At 62.4% G+C, this 15,013-nt stretch carries 16 protein-coding genes; 14 read left to right on the forward strand and 2 right to left on the reverse strand.

All coding sequences use genetic code 11. The annotated features are described in order from the left end of the window. Window positions 1-26 precede the first annotated feature (26 nt). Together ISG32_RS03170 and ISG32_RS03175 are read right to left on the reverse strand one after the other, a co-directional pair. Entirely contained in the window at window positions 27-815 is a 789-nt protein-coding gene (locus tag ISG32_RS03170) for an SAM-dependent methyltransferase (RefSeq protein WP_194769539.1), read from the reverse strand. Next, window positions 812-1,411, reverse strand: a complete 600-nt coding sequence (locus ISG32_RS03175; RefSeq protein WP_194769540.1) for a Maf family nucleotide pyrophosphatase — start codon at window positions 1,409-1,411, stop codon at window positions 812-814. Before ISG32_RS03175 ends, ISG32_RS03170 begins: the two co-directional genes overlap by 4 nt. Before the next feature lie 25 nt (window positions 1,412-1,436). On the opposite strand from ISG32_RS03175, the gene ISG32_RS03180 reads away from it, so the two are divergent. From ISG32_RS03180 to lepA, 14 genes are all read left to right on the forward strand, one after another. Continuing rightward, entirely contained in the window at window positions 1,437-1,991 is a 555-nt protein-coding gene (locus tag ISG32_RS03180) for a YceD family protein (protein WP_194769541.1), read from the forward strand. Window positions 1,992-2,150: 159 nt separating this feature from the next. Continuing rightward, complete coding sequence (gene rpmF, locus ISG32_RS03185) at window positions 2,151-2,333, forward strand: 50S ribosomal protein L32 (protein ID WP_013519991.1); 183 nt, start codon at window positions 2,151-2,153, stop codon at window positions 2,331-2,333. A gap of 119 nt (window positions 2,334-2,452) precedes the next feature. Next, window positions 2,453-3,484, forward strand: coding sequence for a phosphate acyltransferase PlsX (plsX, locus tag ISG32_RS03190; protein ID WP_194769542.1), 1,032 nt, complete (start codon window positions 2,453-2,455; stop codon window positions 3,482-3,484). Window positions 3,485-3,516: 32 nt separating this feature from the next. Next, window positions 3,517-4,494 carry a beta-ketoacyl-ACP synthase III gene (locus ISG32_RS03195; protein ID WP_194769543.1) on the forward strand — a complete coding sequence of 326 codons (978 nt, stop codon included), beginning with the start codon at window positions 3,517-3,519 and terminating at the stop codon, window positions 4,492-4,494. An 81-nt stretch (window positions 4,495-4,575) separates the two neighbouring features. Then, the gene (gene fabD, locus ISG32_RS03200) at window positions 4,576-5,529 is read left to right on the forward strand and encodes an ACP S-malonyltransferase (protein WP_194769544.1); all 954 of its coding nucleotides are present in this window, start codon (window positions 4,576-4,578) and stop codon (window positions 5,527-5,529) included. Further along, window positions 5,526-6,272, forward strand: a complete 747-nt coding sequence (gene fabG, locus ISG32_RS03205; RefSeq protein WP_194769545.1) for a 3-oxoacyl-ACP reductase FabG — start codon at window positions 5,526-5,528, stop codon at window positions 6,270-6,272. Before fabD ends, fabG begins: the two co-directional genes overlap by 4 nt. Window positions 6,273-6,375: 103 nt before the next feature. After that, window positions 6,376-6,615, forward strand: a complete 240-nt coding sequence (gene acpP, locus ISG32_RS03210) for an acyl carrier protein (RefSeq protein WP_003058049.1) — start codon at window positions 6,376-6,378, stop codon at window positions 6,613-6,615. A 37-nt stretch (window positions 6,616-6,652) separates the two neighbouring features. Further along, window positions 6,653-7,897: a beta-ketoacyl-ACP synthase II gene (fabF, locus tag ISG32_RS03215; RefSeq protein WP_194769546.1), complete on the forward strand. Its 1,245-nt coding sequence runs from the start codon at window positions 6,653-6,655 to the stop codon at window positions 7,895-7,897. An 83-nt stretch (window positions 7,898-7,980) separates the two neighbouring features. After that, entirely contained in the window at window positions 7,981-8,460 is a 480-nt protein-coding gene (locus ISG32_RS03220) for a hypothetical protein (protein ID WP_194769547.1), read from the forward strand. A 58-nt stretch (window positions 8,461-8,518) separates the two neighbouring features. Beyond that, entirely contained in the window at window positions 8,519-9,151 is a 633-nt protein-coding gene (rpoE, locus tag ISG32_RS03225) for an RNA polymerase sigma factor RpoE (RefSeq protein ID WP_194769548.1), read from the forward strand. 41 nt (window positions 9,152-9,192) lie between these two features. Then, on the forward strand, window positions 9,193-9,885 hold the full coding sequence (locus tag ISG32_RS03230; protein WP_194769549.1) for a sigma-E factor negative regulatory protein: 693 nt from the start codon (window positions 9,193-9,195) through the stop codon (window positions 9,883-9,885). Between the two features lie 146 nt (window positions 9,886-10,031). Beyond that, complete coding sequence (locus ISG32_RS03235; protein WP_228529545.1) at window positions 10,032-11,030, forward strand: MucB/RseB C-terminal domain-containing protein; 999 nt, start codon at window positions 10,032-10,034, stop codon at window positions 11,028-11,030. Between the two features lie 165 nt (window positions 11,031-11,195). Next, window positions 11,196-12,677: a DegQ family serine endoprotease gene (locus ISG32_RS03240; protein ID WP_194769550.1), complete on the forward strand. Its 1,482-nt coding sequence runs from the start codon at window positions 11,196-11,198 to the stop codon at window positions 12,675-12,677. A 510-nt stretch (window positions 12,678-13,187) separates the two neighbouring features. Then, the gene (lepA, locus tag ISG32_RS03245) at window positions 13,188-14,996 is read left to right on the forward strand and encodes a translation elongation factor 4 (RefSeq protein WP_194769551.1); all 1,809 of its coding nucleotides are present in this window, start codon (window positions 13,188-13,190) and stop codon (window positions 14,994-14,996) included. The last annotated feature ends 17 nt before the right edge of the window (window positions 14,997-15,013 follow it).

Here is a 15,013-nt window from a genome sequence, read left to right on the forward strand (position 1 = left end):
TTGGGCGTTGCTTGTGCTTCCGTGCTTCACGCGCCGATCAGAAACACGGTCGGAGTGCGGTTGTCCACGGGGCAGGGCAGGTCGCGCCAGCGCTGGACCGGGCGGCTCTGGATGTTGGCCGTGGCAAGCGTCAGGCCGCTGGCGATCGCAAGGCGCGTGTTGGGCTGAAGGCCCTGTACAAGCGCCTGCCAGATGGCGGCGTTGCGGTAGGGTGTTTCGATGAAGAGCTGGCTCTGGCCGTGCTTGACGGCCAGCGTCTCCAGGTCCTTGAGGCGCTTGGCGCGCTCGGCGTTGTCTTGGGGCAGATATCCGACAAAGGCGAAATTCTGTCCGTTGAGTCCGCTGGCGGCAATGGCCAGCAGCAGCGACACAGGGCCCACGAGCGGCACGACGGGGATGCCGAGATCGTGCGCCGCGCGCACGACGGAGCTGCCCGGATCGGCCACCGCCGGCATGCCGGCCTCGCTGATGAGGCCGATGTCCTCGCCCGCGAGTGCCGCAGCGAGCATCGGCTTGGCGTCGAACTGCGCGTTGCCGCGTCCGCCGTGATCACCTTTCTTGTGGACTTCGCGCGGCAGCTCGGTGATCGTCTGTTCCTGCAGGACCTTCGCGAGCGGATGGATGGCGTCCACGCGTTTCAGATAGGCGCGGGTGCTCTTGGCGTTCTCGCAGATCCAGTGCGTGAGACCAGCGGCTTGCCTGAGCGTGCCCTCGGGCAGCGCGTCGGTGAGCGGCGCCTGGCTGTCGCAGCCGAAATCGAGCGGCGCGGGCACGAGATAAAGCGTGCCCTTGGGTGTGGATGCGTTGCCACTCATGGCAGCACCAGCCCGGCGGCGCGCAGCATGCGGCAGGTGCGGATCAGTGGCAGGCCGATCAGCGAGGTCGGGTCATCGCTGTCGATGGCGTCGAGCAGGGAGATGCCGAGGCCCTCGCTCTTGGCGCTGCCCGCGCAATCGTAGGGTTGCTCGGCCCGCAGGTAGCGCTCGATCTCGTCGTCGCTCAGATCACGAAAACGCACATGCACGGGCGCGACATCGATGGCGCTGAAGCCGGTCTCGAGGCAGACCACGGACACGGCGGTGTGAAAAACAATGGCATGGCCGCGCATTTCCTTCAGTTGGGCGACGGCGCGCTCGTGGATTTCGGGCTTGCCGAGCGGCTTGCCGTTGAGATCGGCCACCTGATCGGAGCCAATCACCACGGCGCCAGGAAATTGCTGGGCCACGGCCTGTGCCTTGGCGGCGGCCAGACGCAAGGCCAGATCGCGCGGGGTTTCTCCGGGCTGTGGCGTTTCGTCGACATGAGGGGCGGCGGTCTCGAACGGGATGCGCAGTCGCTCGAGCAGTTCGCGGCGATAGCGCGATGTGGAGCCCAAAATCAGCGGACGGGACGGGAAAGTGGATTGCTGCATGCCCCGATTCTCTTACACTGCACGTATGACAAAGGAACACTCCCCAGATCGGCTGGACATCAAGGCCTTCGCTCAGGCCGGTGGACACCTGTCCCGCCACGATTCGCTGCTCAAGTACAAGCGCCTCGCGGAAGAGTCCAAGGGGTTGCATCCGGATCTGATGGTCGACTGGACGGCCGACGGCGAAATCCGCACCGTGGCCGGACTCGGTGCGCAGGTGTGGATGCATCTGGTCGTGCACGCGACCGTGCCGATGCAGTGCCAGCGCTGCCTGGGGCCGGTTGATGTTCCCCTCGATATTGATCGGGAATTTCGCTTCGTGGCGGATGAAGCCACGGCCGAGGCGCTCGATGATGAATGCGAGGAAGACTTGCTGGTCATCAGCCGCGAGTTCGATTTGCGTCAGCTCATTGAAGACGAGCTGCTCATGGAGTTGCCGGTCGTGCCGCGCCACGATGAATGCCCCACGCCCGTGACGCTCGAGTCCAGCGACGAGGACTTCGAAGAGGCCAGCGCCCAGAAGCCCAATCCGTTCGCTGCCCTTGCCAGCCTGCGCAGGGACGACGGCAAGAAGCACTGATCGGAATGCCGATCGCGGCCTCCCGCATCGGTGTTCGGACAAGAAATTGAGCGGCGCTTCCGTTTCCGCTATAATCAATGGTTTCGCGCGAATCCCACACGTGTCTTTAATGGGCTGATCGCGTTTTTTACCAACCCTTTTCAGACCGTAGGAGCCACCATGGCTGTTCAGCAAAACAAGAAGTCCCCATCCAAGCGCGGTATGCACCGCTCGCACAATGCCCTGACTACTCCGGGCACTGCTGTGGAACCCACCACTGGTGAAACGCACCTGCGTCACCACATCAGCCCCAACGGTTTCTACCGTGGCCGTCAAGTGCTGAAGAACAAGTCCGAAGCCTGATCTTCGAGGCTTTCGGTACTTCGAAGCCCGCTGCTACAAGCCGGTAGCGCGGGCTTTTGTCGTTTTTGTCATCCGTATTTTTTCTTTCGGACGGTTTTGCCGTCTGACAATTCGCCTAAATGATCACACTGGCTGTCGACTGCATGGGGGGCGATCATGGCCCAAGCGTCACGCTTCCCGCGTGCCGCCAATTTCTCGAGCAACATTCCGATGCCCGCCTGCTTCTGGTGGGGCAGGAGGCCAGTCTGCGGGATTTCAAACACGAGCGCATCACCGTCGTTGCCGCCACTGAAGTGGTGACGATGGAGGACTCGGTCGAGACGGCGCTGCGCCGCAAGAAGGATTCGTCCATGCGCGTGGCGATCCAGCAGGTCAAGGACGGTGCGGCCCAGGTGGCCGTGTCGGCCGGTAATACCGGCGCGCTGATGGCGATTGCCCGCTACCTGCTCAAGACGCTTGACGGCATCGACCGTCCCGCCATTGCCACCCAGATGCCCAACGAAAAAGGGGGCGCCACGACGGTGCTCGATCTGGGCGCGAACGTGGACTGCACGGCCGAGCATCTGCTGCAGTTCGCGGTGATGGGCTCCGCGCTGGTGTCGGTGCTGCAGGACTGCGAGCAGCCCAAGGTGGGGCTGCTCAACATCGGTGAGGAAGTCATCAAGGGCAACGAGGTCATCAAACAGACCGGCGAGCTGCTTCGCCGCGCGGGTGCGCAGGGTGACCTGAACTTCTACGGCAACGTGGAAGGCAATGACATTTTCAAGGGCGTCGTGGACATCGTGGTCTGCGACGGCTTCGTGGGCAACGTCGCGCTCAAGGCGACCGAGGGTGTCGCCTCGATGATCGTGGGCGGTCTGAAGACCGAGTTCAAGCGAAACATCTTCACGAAAATGGCTGCCATCGTGGCCTATCCGGTGCTATCTGCGCTGATGAAGCGCATGGATCACCGCCGCTACAACGGCGCGGCGCTGCTGGGTCTGCGCGGGCTGGTGTTCAAGAGCCATGGCTCTGCCGACGCGGTGGGCTTCGAGCATGCGCTCAACCGGGCGTATGATGCGGCACGCAACAATCTGCTTGACCGCGTCCGGACCAAGGTCGCCCATGCGGCTCCGCTGCTGGCGACCGGTGCGGCATCTGCATCTGTTTAGTTAGTTCGATACACAACGTCGGCCACATATTAATGAGACGCTATTCACGTATTACGGGCACGGGCAGCTATCTGCCTCCGCGCCGTGTGACCAACGATGACTTCGTGGCCCAGCTGGCCGAAAAAGGCATCGAGACATCCGATCAATGGATCGTCGAACGTACCGGCATCCGCGCACGCCATTTCGCCGAACGCGACGTGGCCAGCAGCGATCTGGCGCTGGAAGCCGCGCGCAAGGCCCTCGAGGCCGCCGGCATCACGGCCGAAGACATCGACCTCATCATCGTCGCGACCTCGACGCCCGACATGGTGTTCCCGTCCACCGCCGCGATCCTGCAGGGCAAGCTCGGCATCCACGGCTGCCCGGCATTCGACGTGCAGGCCGTGTGCAGCGGGTTCGTCTATGCGCTGACGGTGGCCGACTCGATGCTGAAGTCGGGTGTCGCCACGCGCGCGCTGGTCATTGGCGCCGAAGTGTTCAGCCGCATTCTGGACTACAGCGACCGCACGACCTGCGTGCTGTTCGGTGATGGCGCCGGCGCCGTGGTGCTCGAGGCCTCCGACGAGCCCGGCATCCTTGCGTGCGATCTGCATGCGGATGGCCGCCACGTGGACATTCTCTGTGTGCCGGGCAACGTCTATGGCGGTCAGATCCTGGGTGATCCGCTGCTCAAGATGGATGGTCAGGCGGTGTTCAAGCTGGCCGTGGGAGTGCTTGAAAAAGCCGCGCGCGCCACGCTGGAGAAGGCCAGCATGACGGAATCCGACATCGACTGGCTGATTCCGCACCAGGCCAATATCCGCATCATGCAAAGCACGGCGCGCAAGCTCAAGCTGCCGATGGAGAAGGTCATCGTCACCGTCGATCAGCATGGCAACACGTCGGCGGCATCGATTCCGCTGGCGCTCGACCACGGCGTGCGCGCGGGCCAGATCAAGCCCGGCCAGACGCTGCTGCTCGAAGGCGTGGGCGGTGGATTCGCATGGGGCGCCGTCCTGCTCAAGCTGTGAGCGCAAGGAGCCGCTGCAGACTCCCCGGTTCACGGTGAGCCTGCGGGCGGATTCGTACAACTACAAAAATACCGATTCAAGATGTCCAAAACCTTTGCATTTGTATTTCCGGGTCAGGGTTCGCAGTCCGTCGGCATGCTCGACGGCTGGGGCGACAACGCCATCGTGGCCGAGACGCTGCGCGAAGCCTCCGACGCCCTTGGCGAAGACGTCGCCAAGCTGATCCACGAAGGCCCCAAGGAAGCGCTGGCGCTCACCACCAACACCCAGCCCGTGATGCTGGTTGCCGGTGTCGCCGCTTGGCGCGTGTGGCGTGCCGAAGGCGGTGCGCTGCCCGTGGCGGTGGCCGGCCACTCGCTGGGTGAGTATTCGGCGCTGGTGGCTTCGGGCGTGCTGACGCTCGCGCAGGCCGCGCCGCTGGTGCGTCTGCGCGCCGCGGCGATGCAGGAGGCCGTGCCGGTCGGCGTCGGCGCGATGGCCGCGATTCTGGGGCTTGATTCCGCCAAGGTCGTGGCCGGGTGCGCGGAAGCCGCTGCGAGCTTCGGCACGGGTTCCACCGAGGTGGTGGAGGCTGTGAACTTCAATGATCCTGCGCAGACCGTGATCGCCGGCACCAAGGCCGGTGTCGACAAGGCCTGTGAAGTGCTCAAGGCTGCCGGTGCCAAGCGTGCGCTGCCGTTGCCGGTGTCGGCGCCATTCCATTCGAGCCTGATGAAGCCCGCCGCCGAAAAGCTGCGCGAGGCGCTTGCGGGCATTGAACTCGGAGCCCCGCAGATCCCCGTGCTCAACAACGTCGACGTGGCGGTGGAAACCGATCCCGCGAAGATCCGCGATGCGCTGTATCGTCAGGCCTTTGGCCCCGTGCGCTGGGTGGAATGTGTGCAAGCACTCAAGGCGCGCGGCGTTTCGCATATCATCGAATGTGGCCCGGGCAAGGTGCTGGCCGGTCTGACCAAGCGCATCGACGCTGAAATGGTCGGTGCTTCCATTTACGATGCGGCCACACTGGCGGAAACCAAAGAATTGCTGGCATGAGCGAAAACACAACTACAACTCCACAGATCGCGCTGGTCACGGGCGCGACGCGCGGCATCGGTGCCGCCATCGCCTCTGAACTGGCCGAGCGCGGCTATCGCGTGATCGGCACGGCCACGTCGGACGACGGTGCCGCGCGCATCAACGACGCGCTGGCTGCCAAGGGCGGCAAGGGCGTGAAGCTCGACGTGACCGACGGCGAGGCCGTGGACGCACTGATCGACGCCACCGTGAAGGAATTCGGCAGCCTGCATGTGCTCGTGAACAATGCTGGCATCACCCGCGACACGCTCGCCATGCGCATGAAGGACGGCGACTGGGATGCCGTCATCGACACGAATCTGAAAGCCGTATTCCGAGTAAGTCGTGCGGCTATTCGTCCGATGATGAAGCAGCGCTTCGGGCGCATCATCAGCATCACCAGCGTGGTGGGCGCTTCCGGCAATCCGGGGCAGGCCAATTACGCTGCCGCCAAGGCCGGTGTGGCGGGAATGACCCGTGCGCTTGCTAGGGAATTGGGAAGCCGTGGAATCACCGTGAATTGCGTGGCTCCGGGCTTCATCGCGACAGACATGACGGCAAGCCTGCCGGACGAGCAGAAGGCTGCTCTGAAATCGCAGATTGCCATGGGTGATCTGGGCCAGCCGAGCGACATCGCTCATGCGGTGGCCTATCTTGCATCCAAGGGTGCCGGCTATGTGACGGGGCAGGAGTTGCACGTCAATGGCGGCATGTACATGTAATTGAAAATTGGTTGGTGCCGCCTCGTCCGTACGGCTGGCTGTTAGGGTAATTGTCCGAAGCAGTTAAAATCGCGGATTCATTCACAACCCCCTGAGGGAAACCATGAGCGATATCGAAGCACGTGTCAAGAAAATCATTGCCGAACAACTCGGTGTGGAAGAGTCCCAAGTGACCAACGAAAAGGCCTTCGTGGCCGACCTGGGCGCTGACTCCCTGGACACGGTCGAACTGGTGATGGCTCTGGAAGATGAGTTCGGCATCGAGATTCCTGACGAAGACGCAGAGAAGATCACGACGGTGCAGAACGCCATCGACTACGCCAACACCCATCAAAAGGCCTGATCAGGTTTTTTGAAAGATCAGCAGAAAGTTTGAACGCATGAGCCGTCGTCGCGTTGTCGTGACCGGTCTGGGCTGCATCACTCCCGTAGGCAATACGGTGAACGAAGCCTGGGCCAACCTTCTCGCCGGACAATCCGGCATTGACCTCATCACGAAGTTCGATACCACGAATTTCTCCTGCAGGATTGCGGGTGAGGTCAAGGGTTTCGATGTGGAAAAGTACATGAGCGCCAAAGATGCGCGCACCATGGACAGCTTCATCCACTACGGCATTGCGGCTGCGGAGCAGGCGGTGCTGGATTCCGGTCTGCCGCTTGGCGAAGCCCTGTCGGAAGACCTGGCCACGCGCATCGGTTGCGTGATTGGCTCCGGCATCGGCGGACTTCCGCTGATCGAAAATACCCACGCAGAACTGGCTGCGCGCGGCCCACGCCGTGTGACGCCGTTCTTCGTTCCTGCCTCCATCATCAACATGGTGGCAGGCCATGTGTCCATGCGATTCGGGTTCAAGGGCCCCAATCTGTCGGTGGTGACTGCCTGCACAACAGGCCTGCATTGCATCGGCGAAGCAGGACGCATGATTGAATATGGCGACGCCGACGTGGTCATCGCTGGTGGTACGGAGTCCACCGTGTCTCCGCTGGGCGTGGGCGGCTTTGCCGCGATGCGCGCCCTGTCCACCCGCAATGATGACCCGAAGACGGCGTCGCGTCCCTGGGACAAGGACCGTGACGGTTTTGTTCTGGGTGAAGGTGCCGGCGTGATGGTGCTCGAAGAGTACGAACACGCCAAGGCGCGTGGTGCCAAGATCTACGCCGAACTGGCTGGATATGGCATGAGCGCCGATGCAGGTCACATGACCGCACCCAGCATGGATGGCCCGCGCCGCGCGATGCTCAATGCACTGCGCAATGCCGGCGTGAACGCAGATCAGGTCGATTATCTGAATGCGCACGGCACCTCCACGCCGCTGGGTGACATCAACGAAACGAATGCCATCAAGGCCGCGTTGGGCGAGCACGCGAAGAAGATGGTGGTGAGCTCGACGAAGTCCATGACCGGTCACCTGCTGGGTGGCGCGGGCGGAATCGAGAGCGTGTTCACCGTGCTGGCGCTGCGTGACCAGAAGGTTCCGCCGACCATCAACATCTTCGAGCAGGACCCCGAGTGCGATCTCGACTACTGCGCGAACACGGCCCGTGACATGAAGGTCGACATCGCCGTCAAGAACAACTTCGGCTTTGGCGGCACGAACGGCACTCTCGTGTTCAAGCGCGCCTGACGGCGCCTTGGTCACGTTTTGAACCAGCAGGGCCGCATGTCGACGCCGTCCCTTCACCTCTGCGGCCCGATGGCTGCGGGGAGATGAGCGCTTCGGCACGCGCGCGGCCCCATCTGCATGCTCCGGCGCTGCAGTTCAGGTTGCTGCGTTCGCCTCGGCTGGGCGGAGTACTCGCCGTTCTGTCCGTGCCGCAGCTGGTCTTGCTGCTGCTTTGGGCGCTGGGCGACGAATCCACCACGGCCGGTTTCAAGCTTTTCACCGCGATCACTCTGTGGTCGCTGACGACGGCCGCAGCCTTTCATTGGTGGTCCAATGCCCGCGAAGGCACGCTGCGCTGGGATGGCCTGCAATGGGAGTGGCGGTCTCCTTCTGGAGCGGCCGTGCTGCTGGAGAGTCTGTGCGTGACGCTCGATTTTCAGTCGACGCTGCTGGTGCAGGCGCGGCACTTCGGCTCGGCGCGCGGCATCCATCTGTGGCTGGAGCGCGAGAGCGACCCGCTGCATTGGCTGGCTCTGCGGCGTGCGGTATATTCGCGCGCCATCGGCGAACTTTCGCCGCGCTGACCGATCAGTTTGAACCAGGAAAGATGCCAGATTCATTCTGCGCGACAACGATCAGTACATGACCTCATCCCAAACCGAGCAGGCTCCCGAAACCAACAGCGATCTGCAGCTGGTCGAGCGTACGCTCGCGGGTGATCAGCGAGCCTACGAGATGCTGGTCGTGAAGTACCAGCGCCGCATCGAGCGCCTGATCGGGCGAATGGTGCGGGACGTGGACCTGATTCCGGACATCGCTCAGGAAACCTTTCTGCGCGCCTATCGTGCGCTGCACCAATTTCGGGGCGATGCGCAGTTCTACACTTGGCTTTACCGCATCGCGGTGAACACGGCCAAGAAGGCGCTGGTTGATCTCAAGCGCAATCCGATCATCACCGAGACCGCTTTGCGATCAAATGATGACGACGATGAAACTTCTGGCAATCCTTTTGAACTAACTACGGACGAGACCCCCGAAACCGTTCTGGCTGCTCAGGAAATTGCAGCAGCGGTGAACGCCGCCATGGAGGCGCTGCCCGAAGATTTGCGTCAGGCGGTGACTCTGCGGGAAATCGAGGGTCTGAGTTACGAGGAAATTGCCGAGGCCATGAATTGTCCGATCGGCACAGTGCGCTCCCGTATTTTTCGGGCGCGCGAAGCGATTTCGGTGCGCGTGCGACCGCTTCTGGAGAAGCAGTCGGGTAAGCGTTGGTGAGGCATATCTGAACAGGCAATGCAGTGAATGCGGGTGACACCATGAATGACGATGTTGTGATGCGTGAGCAGCTGTCGGCGATGGTCGATGGCGAGCTGGTGAGCGCGCAATGCGCGCAGGTCGTGGCCTATGTGGATTCCGAAGAGGGTCGTGCTTCGTGGCACGAGTTCCACCTCATCGGCGACGTGCTGCGCTCCTCGGAGCTGGCGCGCCCGGTGAGTTGCGACATGGTGTTGCGACTGCGTGCCCAATGGGCCGAAGAGGCCAAGTCCGCGCCGTTGCAAAACGGCGAGACAGTGCAGGTCGCGCCGACGCTCGCCGAGCCTGCCGCTCGCCCCGTGACGGGAACGAATCCATCGGCGGTGCCGGTGGCCGTGGAGCATCCGGTGGAGGCCGCCAACAGCGAAGTCTTCCGCTGGAAGATGGTGGCGGGCTTCGCCTCGCTGGCCGCGGTGGCGACGATCGGCTGGAACGCCTACAGCGGACTGTCCGCCACGCAACCCGGAGCGCAGGCAGGCATGCAGTTGGCTGCTGCGCCGGTGACCGCGACTCAGCCTGTCTCCAGTCCGGTGGCCGTGAGCCTGCCGGCGCAGGATGCGCAGGGTCCGGTGATGATCCGCGATCCACGCCTCGACGAACTGCTCGCGGCACACCGACAATACGGCAGCACATCCGCCTTGCAGATGCCTGCGGGCTTTCTGCGCAACGCGACCTTCGAGGCGCCTGCGCGCTGAACGGCGGGCAATCTGCCATCGCGCTGTGGATGATGGAGCCCTGAATTTTGAGAAGCATGAAGAGCGGTCAGTGGATGAGCCGGTGGACCCTGCATCGGCGGCGAGCCGAACGGCTGCTTGCAAGCGGCGTCTGTTTCGCTTGGTTCATGGCGCTTCCATTGGGCGCATCGGCGGCTTCTCCCGTCCAGACCCCGGAGTGCCAGCTGCAGAAGCTGTCGCACGAACAACTGCAGCAGCTCGATGTACCCGGATGGCTCGAACGCATGCGCCAGGCCACCGACCTGAATACCTACAGTGGCAACTTCGTGGTCATGACCTCGTCGGGCGTGATGAGCAGCTCGCGCGTCTGGCACGTGTGCGACGGCCATCGCCAGATCGAGCGGCTGGAGGCATTGAGCGGCACGCCACGCATCGTCTATCGCCAGAACGCCGAGGTGCGGACCTTCTCTCCCAATGACCGCGTGGTGCGCATCGAGTCGCGCGAAATGCCGCGCAAGTTCGCACGCGCCAAGGGCATCAGCGGCGACGCGCTGGTGGCGCATTACGCTGCGCAGTTCGGTGGCCATGAACGCATCGCGGGCAAAGACGCCGATCTGCTGCAACTGCGTCCGCGCGACGCATGGCGATTCGGCTATCGCGTCTGGCTTGATCATGCGAGCGGGCTGGTGCTGAAATGGCAAACCATCACGCCCGGTGGCCGCGTGCTCGAGCAGGCGGTCTTTTCCGAACTTGAACTGACGGCGCCCGTGGGCGGTGCGCAGATCGAATCCATGATGAACGACGTCGTGGGTTACCGCATCATCGCCGGCGCGCGTGCGCCCACCACGATGGAGACGCACGGCTGGACGCTGCCAGTCCCCGTTGAGGGATTCATGCTGCTGAGCTGTGAGGAAAAGCGCAAGCTCGGGGATGTGGCGAAGGCCAGCGTGCAATGCGTCTATTCCGACGGTCTTGCCAGCATTTCCGTTTTTCTCGAGCCTTACAACGAAGAGCGCCACGCCTACAACGGGCAGGAGCTGCGCCTCGGGGCGACTCACACACTCTCGGGAAGAGTTGCGGGTGACGCCTGGGTCACCATGGTCGGCGAAGTGCCACTGGCTACGCTGCGCCTCTTTGCTTCGGCTATAAAGCAATTGCCGCATTGATGGGCGTGCGCCGCGTTCTTCTTTCTTGGCGCGGCGCGGCGCGGCGCGGCGACACCGTGCCGAATATGAACGATGAATGCGTGGCGGGAACCAAATGGCGCTGCATCCTTCACAGAAGAAGTGACTTTTTTTCCAACGCCCGAATGAATACCTTGAGAGGTTCAGATGTTGAGGATTGATCAGAAAACATTGCATGGATATGCGCTCGCAGTCGCCACGGCCCTGACGCTCGGAGTATCGATGGCGCCGATGCAGTCTGCCTTGGCGCAGCCAGCGGCCGCCGCGCGTGGCCTGCCGGACTTCACCGATCTGGTGGATCAGGTCGGCCCGGCCGTGGTGAACATCCGCACGACGGAGCGTGTGACGCCCGGCGAGAACGCTGCCGGCATGGACGAGGAGATGCGCGAGTTCTTCAAGCGTTTCGGCGTGCCGCTCCCCAACCTTCCCAGGCAGCAGTCTCCGCAGCGTCGCAACCAGCAGCCCGAAGAGCAGCCGCGCGGCGTCGGCTCGGGCTTCATTCTGAGCGGCGATGGCTACGTGATGACCAATGCGCACGTGGTCGAAGGCGCGGATGAGGTGATCGTCACGCTGACCGACAAGCGTGAATTCAAGGCCAAGATCGTTGGCGCGGACAAGCGTTCCGACGTGGCCGTGGTGAAGATCGACGCGACTGGCCTGCCCGCTGTGAAGGTCGGCGACGTGAATCGTTTGAAGGTCGGCGAATGGGTGATCGCCATCGGTTCGCCTTTTGGCCTCGACAACACGGTGACCGCAGGCATCGTGAGCGCCAAGCAGCGCGACACGGGTGACTACCTGCCGCTGATCCAGACCGATGTGGCGGTGAACCCCGGCAACTCTGGCGGTCCGCTGATCAACATGCGCGGCGAAGTGGTTGGCATCAACAGCCAGATCTATTCGCGCTCGGGCGGCTTCATGGGCATCTCGTTCGCGATTCCGATCGACGAGGCGATCCGCGTGAGCGATCAGCTGCGCGCGAGCGGGCGCGTCACGCGCGGGCGCATCGGCGTGCAGATCGAACAGGTCTCCAAGGACGTCGCCGAGTCCCTCGGACTGCCGAAGGCGCAGGGCGCGCTGGTGCGTGGCGTCGAGGTCGGCTCGCCCGCCGAAAAGGCCGGCATCGAAGCGGGAGACGTGATCACCAAGTTCGATGGCAAGGCGGTCGAGAAGACGGTCGACCTGCCGCGTCTGGTCGGCAACACCAAGCCCGGCACCAAGTCGAGCGTCACGGTGTACCGTCGCGGACAGGCTCGCGATCTGGCAATCACCATCGCTGAAGTCGAGCCCGATGAAAAGACGGCTGCGGCAGGCAAGGGCGGATCGAACAACGCCAAGCCCAAGGCATCCGCGGCCGCTGAGCAGTTGGGCCTGATGGTGGCTGAGCTCAGCGATGCGCAGCGCAAGGAACTCAAGCTCAAAGGCGGCGTGCGCGTGACCGAGGTGGCCGATGCCGCCGCGCGCGCGGGCCTGCGTGAAGGCGACGTGATTCTGAGCGTCGCCAACACCGAGGTGCACAGCGTGAAGGACTTCGACGCGGTTCTGGCCAAGGCCGACAAGAGCAAGCCCATCAATGTGCTGTATCGCCGTGGCGAATGGGCTCAATATGCGCTGATCCGCCCCTCGCGCTGACTGGCGCAGGACGGTTTCCCCGCTGTGACAACCCGTCTTCAAGCCCCCTTCCTGATCTCGGGAGTGGGGCTTTTTGGAGAGAATTGACGGATCAGGTTGTCAGGTTTCCGGGTTTTTTGCGGTTTCCGCCACGCAAGCCAATAACTTTCTTTCTGCGGATTTCTATAGAATAGGGGCGACTCTACAATCAATTTGTGTATAAAAAATTCTCATCCCCTCATGATGTGGGATGAGAGCGTTTGATGCACAAGCAGTCCACAGATCACACACAAGTTGTTCAAGAAGATCGTGGTAGAATTGTTGATAACCTGTGAATAAACACTCCGTTGCAATGCGGCAACGGCCCTCCACTGCGGTCGGATGGGCTTCCCGAACAGGCCTTTTTGCCTACAATGAAGCTCCAACTATCGCAGTTGCCAAAGATTGTTGGTTTAGGGCGCGTCGCTTGTTTGACGCGCCCTTTTTTCTTGTGCGCGTCTTTGCAATTCAAATACTTGTCGTTTCCCGTTGATGAACCACATCAGAAATTTTTCGATCATTGCCCACATCGACCACGGCAAATCCACGCTCGCTGACCGATTGATCCAGCGTTGCGGAGGCCTTGCAGAACGCGAGATGGAAGCTCAGGTGCTGGACTCGATGGACATCGAGAAAGAGCGTGGGATAACCATCAAGGCGCAGACCGCTGCGCTTCAGTACAAGGCCAAGGACGGCAAGACGTACAACCTCAACCTGATCGACACGCCCGGTCACGTCGACTTCTCGTATGAGGTGTCGCGTTCGCTGTCGGCATGCGAAGGTGCGCTGCTCGTCGTCGATGCCTCGCAGGGTGTCGAGGCGCAGACCGTCGCCAACTGCTACACCGCGCTCGACCTCGGCGTGGAAGTGCTGCCCGTGCTCAACAAGATGGATCTGCCGAACGCCGATCCGGACAACGCCAAGGCGGAAGTCGAAGACGTGATCGGCATCGACGCGACCGATGCGATTCCCTGCTCGGCCAAGACCGGCATGGGCATCGACGAGATTCTCGAAGCCGTGGTCGCCAAGATCCCGCCCCCGAAAGGCGAGCCCGACGCACCGCTGCGCGCGATGATCATTGACAGCTGGTTCGACCCGTATGTCGGCGTCGTGATGCTGGTGCGTGTGGTCGATGGTGAGCTGAAGAAGGGCGAGCGCTTCAAGATGATGGCGACCAATGCCGCCTATGAAGCCAACAACCTCGGCGTCTTCACCCCCGCCACGCTGCCGCGCGATTCGCTCAAGGCGGGCGAGGTGGGCTACATCATTGCCGGCATCAAGGAACTGAAGGCCGCGAAGGTGGGTGACACCATCACGCTGGAAAAGAAGTTGCCCAACAACGCCGGGCCGGCATCGGCGCCACTGCCGGGCTTCAAGGAAATCCAGCCGCAGGTGTTTGCCGGTCTGTACCCGACCGAAGCCAATCAGTACGACGCGTTGCGTGACGCGCTCGAGAAGCTGCAGCTCAACGATTCGTCGCTGCGCTTCGAGCCCGAAGTGTCGCAGGCGCTGGGCTTCGGTTTCCGCTGCGGCTTCCTCGGTCTGCTGCACATGGAGATCGTGCAGGAGCGCCTTGAGCGCGAGTTCGATCAGGATCTGATCACGACGGCACCGAGCGTGGTGTATGAAGTGGTCAAGGGTGACGGCGAAGTCATTCAGGTGGAGAACCCGTCGAAGATGCCCGAGCAGGGCCGCATCGAGGAAATCCGCGAGCCGATCGTCACGGTGCATCTCTACATGCCCCAGGAGTACGTCGGCCCGGTGATGACGCTCGCGAACCAGAAGCGCGGCGTGCAGATGAACATGGCCTACCACGGCCGCCAGGTGATGCTCACCTATGAGCTGCCGCTCGGTGAAATCGTGCTGGACTTCTTCGACAAGCTCAAGTCGGTCTCGCGCGGCTATGCCTCGATGGACTACGAGTTCAAGGAGTACCGTGCGTCCGACGTGGTGAAGGTCGACATCCTGCTCAACGGCGAGAAGGTCGACGCGCTGTCGATCATCGTCCACCGCACGCAGGCCACCTATCGTGGCCGAGCCGTTGCGGCCAAGATGCGCGAGATCATCAGCCGCCAGATGTTCGACGTGGCCATTCAGGCCGCGATCGGCGCCAACATCATCGCCCGTGAAACCATCAAGGCGTTGCGCAAGAACGTGCTGGCAAAATGCTACGGCGGCGACATCACCCGCAAGCGCAAGCTGCTCGAAAAGCAGAAGGCGGGCAAGAAGCGCATGAAGCAGATCGGCTCGGTCGAAGTGCCGCAGGAAGCGTTCCTCGCGATTCTGCAGGTGGAAGATTGAAGAAGACGATTCAGGAA

This window comes from Diaphorobacter caeni (assembly GCF_015354245.1).
Classification (GTDB): Bacteria; Pseudomonadota; Gammaproteobacteria; order Burkholderiales; family Burkholderiaceae_C; genus Diaphorobacter_A; species Diaphorobacter_A caeni.